This is a genomic window from Treponema sp. Marseille-Q4523 (assembly GCF_016901105.1).
Lineage (GTDB): Bacteria > Spirochaetota > Spirochaetia > Treponematales > Treponemataceae > Treponema_D.
Genome location: NZ_JAFEVM010000002.1, coordinates 25,621 through 37,888, shown reverse-complemented (window position 1 = coordinate 37,888; position 12,268 = coordinate 25,621). Strand labels below are relative to the sequence as shown.

At 52.3% G+C, this 12,268-nt stretch carries 9 protein-coding genes; 4 read left to right on the top strand and 5 right to left on the bottom strand.

Going from position 1 to position 12,268, the window contains the following annotated elements:
- Positions 1-2 precede the first annotated feature (2 nt).
- Positions 3-623, bottom strand: a complete 621-nt coding sequence (locus JSQ97_RS00805; RefSeq protein ID WP_205074292.1) for an HAD family hydrolase — start codon at positions 621-623, stop codon at positions 3-5.
- A 28-nt stretch (positions 624-651) separates the two neighbouring features.
- On the bottom strand, positions 652-1,560 hold the full coding sequence (metA, locus tag JSQ97_RS00800) for a homoserine O-acetyltransferase MetA (protein WP_205074291.1): 909 nt from the start codon (positions 1,558-1,560) through the stop codon (positions 652-654).
- Between the two features lie 47 nt (positions 1,561-1,607).
- On the opposite strand from metA, the gene JSQ97_RS00795 reads away from it, so the two are divergent.
- Positions 1,608-2,612 carry an alpha/beta hydrolase gene (locus JSQ97_RS00795; protein ID WP_205074290.1) on the top strand — a complete coding sequence of 335 codons (1,005 nt, stop codon included), beginning with the start codon at positions 1,608-1,610 and terminating at the stop codon, positions 2,610-2,612.
- Between the two features lie 18 nt (positions 2,613-2,630).
- The gene (locus JSQ97_RS00790; RefSeq protein WP_205074289.1) at positions 2,631-4,109 is read left to right on the top strand and encodes a peptidase U32 family protein; all 1,479 of its coding nucleotides are present in this window, start codon (positions 2,631-2,633) and stop codon (positions 4,107-4,109) included.
- 40 nt (positions 4,110-4,149) lie between these two features.
- Here JSQ97_RS00790 and araD read toward each other — a convergent pair whose 3' ends face one another.
- Positions 4,150-4,875, bottom strand: coding sequence for an L-ribulose-5-phosphate 4-epimerase AraD (gene araD, locus JSQ97_RS00785; protein WP_205074288.1), 726 nt, complete (start codon positions 4,873-4,875; stop codon positions 4,150-4,152).
- 28 nt (positions 4,876-4,903) lie between these two features.
- Positions 4,904-6,508 carry a xylulokinase gene (locus JSQ97_RS00780; protein WP_205074287.1) on the bottom strand — a complete coding sequence of 535 codons (1,605 nt, stop codon included), beginning with the start codon at positions 6,506-6,508 and terminating at the stop codon, positions 4,904-4,906.
- A gap of 255 nt (positions 6,509-6,763) precedes the next feature.
- Here JSQ97_RS00780 and JSQ97_RS00775 point away from each other — a divergent pair, with 255 nt between their 5' ends.
- Entirely contained in the window at positions 6,764-8,890 is a 2,127-nt protein-coding gene (locus JSQ97_RS00775) for a methyl-accepting chemotaxis protein (RefSeq protein WP_205074286.1), read from the top strand.
- A gap of 11 nt (positions 8,891-8,901) precedes the next feature.
- On the top strand, positions 8,902-10,644 hold the full coding sequence (gene ilvB / locus JSQ97_RS00770) for a biosynthetic-type acetolactate synthase large subunit (RefSeq protein WP_205074285.1): 1,743 nt from the start codon (positions 8,902-8,904) through the stop codon (positions 10,642-10,644).
- A gap of 207 nt (positions 10,645-10,851) precedes the next feature.
- Here ilvB and JSQ97_RS00765 read toward each other — a convergent pair whose 3' ends face one another.
- Entirely contained in the window at positions 10,852-12,192 is a 1,341-nt protein-coding gene (locus JSQ97_RS00765) for a GntP family permease (protein ID WP_205074284.1), read from the bottom strand.
- Positions 12,193-12,268: the final 76 nt, after the last annotated feature.

Below are 12,268 nucleotides of genomic sequence, written 5' to 3'. Positions count from 1 at the left end.
TATTAAAATTTATTAAAATCGATCTTACAGTCGTTTCCCAAAACAGACAGAATGAATTCCTTCGCTTTATCGGCGCCTGTAAAGCGGTGAGCGTGTATACCGAGGCTTTCCGCGGTGCGCACATTTGCTTCGGAGTCGTCGAAAAAGAGCATATCGGAAAAATCGTATGTTTTTTCTTCGTTGCGGATATACTGCCAAAACGATACGTCGGGCTTTCTCGTGTGCATAAAGCAGGATGCGTACACTTTATCGAAGTCGGCGTAAAAGCCCGCTTCCGAAAGATAGTCGTAATACACGTCGAACGTGTTCGTTCCGCATACGATGTGCGCACCTGATTTTTTTATCGCTTTGATGAGTTTCGCCGTTTCCGTTTTGAGCGTCGGACGGAAAAATTTTTTCCAGTAATTTTCCGTCGGACGGGGAAGGTGTGCGCGTTCGGCGACGAGAAGCGAAAATTCCATGGATGTGATGTCACCTCGGGCCGCCGCGCGGTACAGATGGATGTACGGCGAGTTTTCTTTCGGAGAGGAGGGAAGACCGAGTGCTGCCATCGCTTCGGGCCACGGCTCGTCGTTTTCGACGAGTACGCTTCCCATATCGAAAATAAACAGATACTTTTTCATACTCCGGACTCCCGATTAAAATTGTTGATCATACGAAATTGAACGGCGTTTCCTGATAGACGTAATAGTTGAGCCAGTTCGAATAAAATAAATGAGCCGTGCTTCTCCACGTCGAAGAGGGTTTTTCCCCCGGATCGTCGCCCGGAAAATAGTGCTCGGGGATTGCGATCGGAAGATTCTTTTTTTTGTCGCGGACATATTCTTCGGCAAGCGTGTCGGTATCGTATTCGAGGTGACCGGTCATAAAGATTTCGCGGTTGTCTTTCGATTTGATGAGCGTCGTTCCCGCTTCTTGTGAAGAAGCGAGGGCGACGAGGGCTTTGCAAGAGGCGACGTCTTCGGCTCGGATCGTTGTGTGACGTGACTGCGGGATCGGAAAACTGTCGTCGAAGCCTCTCAGCAGCGGATCGGCGTTCGTGAGGCGCGTGTTCATAAATACGCCGAACATTTTTTTGTCGAGCGGATGTTTATCGATACCGTACAGGTGATACAATCCCGCGAACGCGCCCCAGCACACGTACAGCGTCGAAAATACGTTCGTCTTCGCGTAGTCCATGATGGTGCACAGTTCGTTCCAGTAATCGACCTGTTCGAAAGGCAGCTGTTCGACGGGCGCGCCGGTTATGATCATGCCGTCAAATTTGTGTTTTAAAAGCGCGCTCGTCGTGATGTAAAATTTTTCGAGGTAATGGCGGCTCGTGTGGCGTGACACGTGATTTTCCATGCGCACGAGCGATATTTCGACCTGCAGCGGCGTATTTGCCAAAACGCGCAAAAGCTGCGTTTCCGTTATTTCTTTTACCGGCATAAGATTGACGATCGCGATTTTCAGCGGACGGATATCCTGCGCTTTAGCCCGCGTGTCGGTCATGACGAATACGTTTTCGCGCTCGAGGATACTGCGCGCCGGCAAATCCGATTGAATCTTAATTGGCATAATAAACGAGTATAGCGGAAGTTCTTTAAATTTGCTATACTGCTCCAATGGCAGTACAACAGGACAGGCGGGCGGCGCTCAAACGGCTCAAGCTTCTCGTCTACGCTCCGAAATTAAACATCGACTCGTTCCGAAGCAGGATGGAAGAAGGTTTTGCCTGTCCCGTTTTGCCCAATCACGTCGACTGCGCCGATTACAATTACGGAGGAGTTTCCTGCGATGTCCTTTCGCCGGAAATATATTCTTCGAGGCGCATCATCATCTATATTCACGGCGGCTCCTTTATCGCAGGTTCCCGCGCTTCGTGGCGAGGTTTTTGCGCGCGCCTTGCGGCAAAATCTTTCAGCCGCGTCGTCGTGCCGGAATTTCGCCTCGCACCGGCTCATCCCTATCCGGCTGCGCTCGAAGACGTGCAGGCCGTCTTTCGTACGGTGTACACGGAATTGCAGGTTGCCTGTTCGCTCGATGCTTCTGCGGAAAAAGCTGCCGCTCATCCCGAGATCATCATCGCTGCCGACGGCTCGGGCGCTTCCATCGCTTGTGCGCTCCTGTTCAGTCTCCGCGAAAAATACCGTACGGGCGTTTCCCGTCTCGTCTTTCTTTCTCCGTGGCTCGATTTTTCCGAAGAGGCTGCCGCTTCAAAGGGCAAAAAAGCTTCCGACGAATTGATAAACGGAGAAACGCTTTTGCGCTGCGGGGAGATATATACCTTTGCTTCCAATTTAACGAATCCGCTCGTCTCTCCTCTGTATGCGGCAAAGGAACAGCTTTCCGATTTTCCGCCTGTGTATATACAGTGCGGCGAAAAGGAGCTTTTACTCGGCGATACCGAACGGTTTTCGAATTTGCTCGTATCGAACGGCGTCGAGTGTGAACTCGATGTGTGGCCGAAGATGATGCCGTTTTTTCAGTTTGCCGACGATCACCTGTGGGAAACGCACCTCGCTATCGAAAAGATAGGGCACGTCATATCCGGAGAAGGCGATACGGATGCGGGCACATCCTTTCACAATAAGCCGCGTCTCGAAAACTCTTTGCAGGCGGACGCGTAGCGCGCGCGGCGATTTGCGATGGAACTTCTTTCGCCTGCAGGTAATGTAAAAAAATTATACTGTGCATACGCATACGGAGCGGATGCCGCGTACATCGGTCTCAAGCATTTTTCGCTCCGCGTCAAAGCCGACAATTTTTACGACGACGAATACGAGCAAGTATGCGAGCTCAAAAAACGCTTTCCCGGAAAAAAACTCTACTGCGCGCTCAACATCGCCTTTCACAATGACGATATCGCTTCTTTTCAAAACAATATCGATTATTTTAAGCGCTATCCGATCGATGCGTTTATCGTGCAGGATTTGGGCATCGTGCCGATTTTGCAAAAAGAGTTCCCCGATGCGGCGCTTCACTTGAGCACGCAGGCGAGTTGCATCAACGCTTCCGCCGCTTTGTTTTATAAGCGGCTCGGATTTAAACGTATCGTGCTCGGACGGGAAGCTTCGCTAAAAGAGATCCGCGAAATTAAAGACGCCGTTCCCGATATGGAGCTCGAAGCCTTTTGTCACGGCGCCATGTGCATCGCCTATTCCGGTCGCTGCCTCATGAGCGCCTATCTTACAGGCAGGAGCGCTCAGAGCGGTTTTTGCTCTCATACGTGCCGTTGGAATTTCAGCGTGAGCGCGGACGAAAATCGATTTTTCGATGCGGATGCTGCGAAGCGCCTCGCCTCATCGGGTGTATTGCGGCTTTCGGAAGAAAAAAGAGCAGGTGAATATTTTCCGGTTTTTGAAGGCGATAATTTTACCGCAGTTCTTTCGAGCAAAGATCTCAATATGATCGATAAGCTTTCGGATATGAAAGACGCTGGTATCGACGCGATAAAAATCGAAGGGCGGATGAAAAGCGTGTATTACGTTGCGCTCGTAACGAGGGCGTACCGTAAAGCGCTCGACGCACTCGACGGCAAAATTTCTTCCGAAGAGGCTTTTCCTTTTATCGCAGAGCTCGACAATGTACCGCATCGGGAATCGACGACGGGATTTTACTACAGCCGCGAAGACGCCGACGTGACGACAAGCGGCGCATCCGACAGTCCTTATGCGCTTGCGGCGGAGATCGGAAACGAAGTGAGCGAAGCGGAGCAAAGCGAAATCTTTTTGCGCGGGAAAAAAACGGTGTGCGATTTTCAAAAATCGCTTGCAGCCCTGTGTAACGAAGCGCGCTTTGCGCGCGAACGCGATTTGAAAAATCATCCTGAAAAAATACCCGCCGCAGCCGAAAAAAAAGACGGCTGGCGTATGTATGAGTTTACGCCTTTTAATAAAATCGATACGGCCGATACGCTTGAAATCATTTCGCCCGGATGCGCGCTTCGAAAAGCGGAAGCGGGTGAGTGGCTCCTCATCGATCCCGAAACGGGCACGTTTCGTTCATGGGCATTCGACGGACATCCGTGCGTGCTCTACAGTTCGACGGCGCTTGAAAGCTCTTCTCTCGTGCGTATCCGCGACGAAGCGTACCTGGCTGAGCGGGCGAAAGCATCGAAGCGGTAGACGGATTGTTCGGCGGGCTGTCGAACAATTTAAATTGCCTCTATCTGTTTTGCTGTCCGTAGTATGCGCAGGGACCGTGCTTTCGCATATAGTGCTTGTTGACGATGTAGTCGGGAAGCTGCATCGCGCCCGGATTGACCAGTATCGTATTGAGCGCCATCTTGCACACTTCTTCGAGGACGACGCCGTTGTACACCGCTTTTGCCGCATCGCTTCCCCACGCAAAGGGGCCGTGTCCGCCGACGAGTACCATATTCGTTTCAGCCGGATCGTAGCCGTGCTGTTTAAAATGCTCGACGATCAGCGTACCCGTCTCTTTTTCGTAATCGCGTTCGACGGCTTCTTTTGAAAGATAGGGCGTACACGGGATTTCCGTTTGGATGTGATCGGCGTGCGTCGTACCGAAGAGCGGAACGGCGCGCATCGCCTGTGCCCAACCGACTGCAGCCGGCGAATGCGTGTGGATGATCCCGCCGACTTTGCATCCGCCTTTTACAGCGAATTCTTTATACAAAACGATGTGCGTCTGCGTATCCGAAGACGGGCGCAGTTTCCCTTCGACGATTTTTCCGTCCAAATCGACGACGACCATAGCGTCGCTCGTCAATTCGGAATAAGGAACGCCCGACGGCTTTATCGCAAACACGCTTTTTCCCGCATCGAATGCGGAAACGTTGCCCCACGTATACACGGCGAGGTCGTGTTTGGGGATTTCCATATTCGCTTCGTATGCTTCTTCTTTTAAAGTTTGATATGCACCTGCCATATTTGTCTCCCGTAAAAAATTGCCGTTCTTACCAATCGATGTACTCCGTCGCGGCTTTTACGACGGGCAATCCCTTCGTATAGCGCGCAAAGAATGTATTGAATCCTTCGACGTCGGCGGGATCGGGTACGACGGTTTTCGATTCGCTCGATGCAAATACGTCTTCGTTTAAAAATTGCGCGAGGCTGCGTCCGTTTTTATGTACCATATATGAAGCGAGGAGGGCGATTCCCCACGGGCCGCCTTCGCCCGCCGTCTCGAGAGCGGCGACTTTGGTGTGCATTGCCGCCGCCATAACGCGAAGACCGGTTTCCGCCGTTTTGAAAAATCCTCCGTGGCAGACGAGGGTATCGAGGGCGACGTGCTCTTTGTCGAACAGAATGTCCATGCCGGTACGCAGCGCGCCGAGTGCGGTAAAGAGTTGGGCGCGCATAAAATTGGCAAGGCTAAAGCCGGCACTTTGCGTTCGCACAAAAAGCGGTCGACCTGATTCGAGGCCCGTCATCGATTCGCCTGAAATGTAGTTGTACGGCATGAGACCGCCGCAGTCTTTGTCCCCTTTCAACGCGAGGCCGAGCAGCGCATCGTAGAGCGTACCCTTGTCGAAGCGAGCGCCGAGAGCTGCCGCCGCTTCGCCGAATATTTTGATCCAGCTGTCGTATTCTCCGGTACAGTTGTTCGCGTGTGCCATCGCCGTAAGCGAACCGTCGGGCGTCGTCACCAAATCGATTTTGCGGCTGTACGTTTTTGAAAGCTCTTTTTCGAGCACGACCATCGCGAATACGGACGTGCCTGCCGAAACGTTGCCCGTGCGCTTTGCGACCGAATTCGTTGCGACCATGCCGGTGCCCGCGTCTCCTTCGGGCGGGCAGAGCGGAATGCCGCTTTCGAGCGTACCGTCTTTGTCGAGCAGAGCGGCGCCTTCTTTCGTAAGAGAACCCGCGTCGTCTCCCGCAACGAGCACTTCGGGCAAAACGCTTTCGATATTCCAGCCGTAGTTTTTTTCCGCGACGAGCGATGAAAACTGTGCGAGCATTTTTTTATTGTAATTTTTTGTTGCGATGTCGATCGGGAACATACCCGACGCATCTCCCACACCGAGCAGTTTTTTCCCTGTCAGCTTCCAATGCACGTAGCCTGAGAGCGTCGTCATAAACGCGACGTCTCCGACATGCTTTTCGCCGTTTAAAACAGCCTGATACAGATGGGATATGCTCCATCGTTCGGGAACGGGGTAATCGAAGAGCGCCGAAAGCTTTGCCGCCGCTTCCGTCGTGATCGTATTGCGCCAAGTACGGAACGGGACGAGCAGATTGCCGGACTTGTCGAAGGCGAGGTAGCCGTGCATCATCGCGCTGATGCCGAGCGCTCGCAGCTTTGTGAGCTCTACGCCGTACTTTTGCATGACATCTTCTTTCATTCGAGCGTAGCTTTCCGCAATACCCTCGTACACTTTATCGAGCGGATAGGTCCAAATGCCGTCGATAAAGGAGTTTTCCCAATCGAAAGCGCCCTGCGCGACGGGGACGTTTTTCGTATCGATGAGCACCGATTTTATCCTCGTCGAACCGAGTTCGATACCGAGAATCGCTTTGCCCGATCGTATTTCTTCTGCGATGAGTTTTGCTTCCATAAAATATTCATGCTCCTAAAAGTGATGTACCCGTATGTGCTTTCTCGGATTACGGTATAATTTTTTTATGTATATTGTCAAGGGATGGAAAGTGCTGCTCGTCAGCGCGTTTTATTCGTGGGGAGATTTAATGATCCGACGTTCCGTATCGGAGTTGCTGTTGCGTAGAGATTGTCCCCGATACGTCGGTTTTGTTGTTTTCTTGATTGACAAAAGCGGCGCAATGCGTGAATATGTGAAAAAGGAGAAAACGCAATGGAACAAAAGACTTTTTCCGAACAACTTTCTACGCAGACTAAGCGGTCGTCTCTCGTTCGGAAATTGAGCAGCGTCAACAGAATCACGGTGTTTTTTACAGTGATCGTCTGCGGGCTTGCACTTGCCGTTTTCTTTTACCGCATACTCACGGCTCAGCACGAGCAGTCGACAAAAGCGAGCGTGGCGGGCTTTCAGCTTTCGCTTGAAGACTTCGCTTCGCGTGCGGAGGGAGCTGCCGCATCGATCGCAGGTCGTCCCGATGTCGTTCAAGCCGCTCACAGCCGCAGTCACACCGATGCGTATAAAATCCTTTCCGAACTCAATAAACAGATGAGCGTCGATTTTATCGTCTTAACCGACACGAGCGGCAATATCATCGCACGGGGGCATTCGGAACGCTTCGGCGATAATATCATCAATCAAAAAGCCGTCAGTGAAGCCGTCAGAGGACGCGCGACGTGTTCGTATGAAAAGGCGGTGCTTGTCCGTTTTGCAATCAGAGCGGGATGCCCCGTATATGACAGCGAAGGGCGGATCATCGGAGCCCTCGTTTCGGGATTCAACGTATCGTCGGCCGGTTTTTTGGAAAAGACGCGCAAAACCTTCGGCTGCGATGTCATGCTCTATGACGGCACGGAAGCGGTCGCTTCGACTGTCACGGATGAAAAAAATGAAATGCTCGTCGCCTCGGTCAGCAGCGATTGTGCCGAAGAGGTACTGACTCGGGGCGAAAGCTATGCCGAAATGGATACGATCGGGAAGAGCCGGTACTACGTCGTCTATTGGCCGGTTTTCGATTTTTCGGGTAAGCCTGCAGGTATGTGGGCGCTCGCAAGCAATTTTTCGGCAGCGCGTGCGGAACTCGGAAAAAGTATCGGCATCAAAATGCTTGAGATACTTGGGGCGATCGTCCTATTGCTCGTCATCCTTGTTTCGGTTATCGCAAACCGCGTGTTCGGTTTGGTTATGCGGCCGCTTCAAAAAGTATCGCAGGCGTTTATTGCGCTGTCGGAAGGTAATGCAAATCTCGCCGTCAAAATCGACGCGCCGTCGGACGACGAAATCGGTATGCTCGTTGCAGGATTTAATAAATTTATTGAAAAGCTGCATACGATTGTTAAAGATGTAAAAGAGAGCAAAGCGACCCTTGTCACGGCGGGTGAAGATATGAGCGGCAGCGCCGACGATACGTCGAGCGCCATCACGGAGATCATTGCGAATATAGAAAGCATACACGCTCAGATGGACGACCAGGAGGCGAGCGTATCGCAGACTGTCGGCGCAGTCAACGAAATCGCTGCGAATATCGATTCACTTGAACGGATGATTCAAAATCAATCGAGCAGCATGACCGAGGCGTCGGCTGCGATCGAAGAGATGATCGTCAGTATCGCGTCGGTCAATCAATCCGTCGACAAGATGGTCACATCCTTTTCTATGCTGCGCGACAAAGCGCAGGACGGTTTTATTAAACAGAGCGACGTCAACGCGCGCATCGAGCAGATCGAAAGTCAATCCAATATGCTCCAGGACGCGAATACGATAATCGCGGACATTGCAACGAGAACGAACCTGCTTGCGATGAACGCGTCCATTGAAGCCGCCCATGCCGGAAAAGCGGGAAAGGGGTTTGCCGTCGTTGCCGATGAAATCCGTAAATTGTCGAAATCGTCCGCGACTCAGTCGAAGCGCATCGGAGAAGAGCTGGGCAATGTCAATCAGTCGATCCAAAGCGTCGTCGGCGCATCCGCCCAATTGAGCGAAGTATTCAAATCGGTTTCCGACGAATTGAATGTCACCAATAAATTCGTGCTGTCCATCAAGCAGGCTATGGCGGAGCAGAATGAAGGTTCGAAACAGATAGATGCGTCGCTGCGCGTCGTAAACGATAATACGGCGAGCGTGCAGAACGCATCGCGCGAAATGGCTGCAGGCAATAAATCGATTCTTACCGAAATCAATAAATTGCAAAACAGTGCGTCCGGCATGAAAGACGGCATAAGCGAAATGTCGACGGGCGCACGTCGTATAAACGAAACCGGTTCCGCATTGGAAAATATCTCGGCGAGGATGAAAGAAGCCATACAAAAAATCGGATCGCAGATCGATCAGTTCGAGTTGTAGCGGGATCGCGTATGAAAAAGACGGGAAGCGAAATAATCGTCAAGCTGCTTGAAATGGAAGGTATCTCCGTCGTCTCAGGCATCCCCGGCGGTTCGATTTTGCCGTTGTACGACGCGCTTGCAAAGAGTTCGATCCGCCACGTACTCGTCCGGCACGAACAGGCTGCGGGCTTTATCGCGCAGGGCATGGCGCGCAGTACCGGAAAAGTTGCCGTATGCTTTGCGACAAGCGGACCGGGTGCGATGAATCTGCTCACCGCCGTTGCCGACGCTCGAAGCGATTCCGTTCCCATCGTCGCGATCACGGGGCAGGTGAACACTTCTCTTATCGGCACCGACGCGTTTCAGGAGGCGGATACTTTCGGTCTTTCCTTTCCGATCGCAAAGCACAGCATCATGGTAAAATCTCCGGAAGAGCTGCTTACCGCGATTCCCGAAGCGTTTGCGATCGCTGTGAACGGCCGGCAGGGTCCGGTGCTCGTCGATGTTCCTCGCGACGTACAGACTTCTTCATGCGAATTCGATTCGTGGCCGGATATCGCGTCCGTTACGATACACGATATACGCTTTCATACGCCGCCGTCCGAATACGCTTCGAGCATGGATCGTATAACCGATGCGCTTGCCGAAGCTCGGCGTCCCGTCCTTTTTTGCGGAGGCGGCTGCAATTCGGAAGCGGCTGCAAAAGAACTGCAAAAATTTTTGAAAAGTTATCGTGTACCGGTAGTGACGAGTCTTATGGGAATCGGCTGCGTACCTTCCTCTTTTGAAATGTTTGTCGGCATGGTCGGTATGCACGGCTCCTACGCGGCAAACGTCGCTATGCACGATGCCGATCTCGTCATCGCCGCGGGCGTCCGCTTCGACGACAGGGCGACGGGCGTCGTGTCGAAATTTTGTCCGAAAGCGCGCATCGTTCACATCGACATCGATGCGGCGGAAGTCGATAAAATCGTCGATGCCGATATTTCCGTCGTCGCCGATGTCGGATCCGTCTTTCCGATCCTTGTACAGCTTGCGTCCCGAAAGCAGGAGCTTTTCGCGTCGAATTGGCAAAACGCGGAAGCGCGCGCCGTGTGGCTTGAGAAAATCATTCGGCTTAAAACGGAAATGTTTTCGACCCTCTGCGGATCTGCGAAAAAATCGCCGTACGTCAATCCCCGCGAGTGTATCGCGTCGATTCCGCTCCTCGCCGAAAAAGCGGGAATGCGGCGCGATAAGCTCATCGTTACGACCGATGTCGGACAGCACCAGATGTGGGCGGCTCAGTATTATCCCGTGGAAAAGCCGAGGACATTTCTCACGTCGGGTTCGCTCGGTACGATGGGATTCGGTTTACCCGCCGCGATCGGAGCTTCTCTTTCGCATCCTGAATGCCGCGTCGTGTGTCTTTCGGGTGACGGTTCCATTCTCATGAATATTCAGGAGCTTGCGACTCTTTCCGAACAGAATCTTGCAGTGACGGTGATCATTTTCGACAACGGCACGCTCGGCATGGTATACCAGCAGCAAAAATATCTGTTTGACGGGACTTACGCTGCGAGCGAATTCTCCCGCCGCGTCGATTTTGTTAAAATTGCCGAAGGTTTCGGCATAGATGCGGCCGATGCGGCCGAAGATGAAAAGTGGTACGAAAAAGCGTTTTCCCTGAAGCGGGAGCAAAAGCCGTTTTTAGTGCGCATCGAAATCGATCCTGCGGAAGACGTGCTGCCCTTCGTTTTGCCGGGCAAAGCGAATATCGACGCGCTCCGATAAAATTCTCCATTCGTTTCGCACATCGGCTGAATGCCGAGTTTTGAACACACATAACAGCGTGCGCAGGCGAGGTTCCGGCTGCGTGCCGTTTCGAGCGTTAGGCTTGCGGAAGCCTGCCCTAAAAGCTCGACCGCGGCTAAGCGGACGGGTTCTCGCCGAACGCACGGCTTTATTCACGCATACTTTCAAAACTCGGCATTCAATTTATTAATGTACAAACAAGGAAACGATAAATACGACGATGATCGTCGTAATGCCCTGTACGAGCGTTACTCCCGTTTGGCACTTATACGCCTGCTGCGTATTCATGTCGGAAAACTGCGAAACGACCCAGAAGTACGAATCGTTTGCGTGGCTTACCGTCATCGAACCCGCGCCGATTGCCATGATCACGAGCACTTTGCCGATTTCCGACGTAAAGCCGAGAGCCGGCATGAGAGGAGCGACCATCGCCGAAGTCAAAATCATCGCGACCGTGGACGCGCCCATCGCGGATTTTAAAATCGCCGCGATGATAAAGGGCAGGAAAACGCCGACATGCATCTGCAGGAGAGACGAACTCAGCGCGTCCGCGAGCGGAAGCGATTTTAATATTTCGCCGAATGCGCCGCCCGCGCCGGTGATCGCGAGGATGCCCGCCGAATTAGTCACTCCGTCGGTGACCCACGAAAGCGTATTCTTTTTTTCGGATTTCGGAATGAGCGTCGTCGCAAGGGCGATACCCAACAGCAGTGCAACTACGGGATTTCCGATAAACGAAAAGCACATCTTTACGGCGCCGGTACCGAAGGGATGCGACGGGAAATCACCGATGCTCTTCAGCGCGATGAGGATGATCGGTACGAGGATCGGAGCGAATGAGTGCAGCGCTCCCGGCAGTTTTCCGTATTTTTCTACCAGCTCTTCTACCGTATATTCGGGGTTCGCCGGAATATCGATTTTGCCTGCGACTTTGTTTGCATACAGGATTCCCATAATCGTCGCCGGCAGCGAGATCAAAAGACCGATCCCGATAACCAAACCGAGGTTCGCGTTGAGCGTGCCGGCCATTGCGATGGGACCCGGTGTCGGAGGAACGAGACAGTGCGTCGCATATAGACCTGCGCTGAGCGCCGTCGCCATAACTGCAAGCGATTTGTTCGACTGTGCCGCAAGTGCTCGGCTGATCGGCGAAAGGATGACGAAACCCGAATCGCAAAATACGGGGATACCCGTTACGTAGCCGGTCAATCCCATTGTGAGAACCGACCGCTCTTTGCCGACGAGTTTCAAAATAGTGTTCGCCATCGTCAGCGCCGCACCCGTCTTTTCGAGGATCGTGCCGATGATCGTACCTGAAAGGATGACAATACCGATGCTCGCCAAGATGTTGCCGAAACCGGCTTTCACTTTGTTGATAACATCTTCCGTGTTCATTCCGCACAGCAAACCGACGGCGATCGCAATGACCGTCATCACGATAAACGGATGAATTTTCAATTTGCTGATCGCGAGAATCATGGCTACTACCGCAACGATAATAACCGCCAACATGTACGCACCTGACATTTAAAGCCTCCTGCTTGTTAAATAATTTCAAAATTATTAAATGCGATACGGTTTAATAATTTTGATAATGCTCTCG

Coding starts and splice junctions, on each gene's coding strand:
- JSQ97_RS00805 (WP_205074292.1), bottom strand. CDS start 623: ATGAAAAAGTATCTGTTTATTTTCGATATGGGAAGCGTACTCGTCGAA.
- metA (WP_205074291.1), bottom strand. CDS start 1,560: ATGCCAATTAAGATTCAATCGGATTTGCCGGCGCGCAGTATCCTCGAG.
- JSQ97_RS00795 (WP_205074290.1), top strand. CDS start 1,608: ATGGCAGTACAACAGGACAGGCGGGCGGCGCTCAAACGGCTCAAGCTT.
- JSQ97_RS00790 (WP_205074289.1), top strand. CDS start 2,631: ATGGAACTTCTTTCGCCTGCAGGTAATGTAAAAAAATTATACTGTGCA.
- araD (WP_205074288.1), bottom strand. CDS start 4,875: ATGGCAGGTGCATATCAAACTTTAAAAGAAGAAGCATACGAAGCGAAT.
- JSQ97_RS00780 (WP_205074287.1), bottom strand. CDS start 6,508: ATGGAAGCAAAACTCATCGCAGAAGAAATACGATCGGGCAAAGCGATT.
- JSQ97_RS00775 (WP_205074286.1), top strand. CDS start 6,764: ATGGAACAAAAGACTTTTTCCGAACAACTTTCTACGCAGACTAAGCGG.
- ilvB (WP_205074285.1), top strand. CDS start 8,902: ATGAAAAAGACGGGAAGCGAAATAATCGTCAAGCTGCTTGAAATGGAA.
- JSQ97_RS00765 (WP_205074284.1), bottom strand. CDS start 12,192: ATGTCAGGTGCGTACATGTTGGCGGTTATTATCGTTGCGGTAGTAGCC.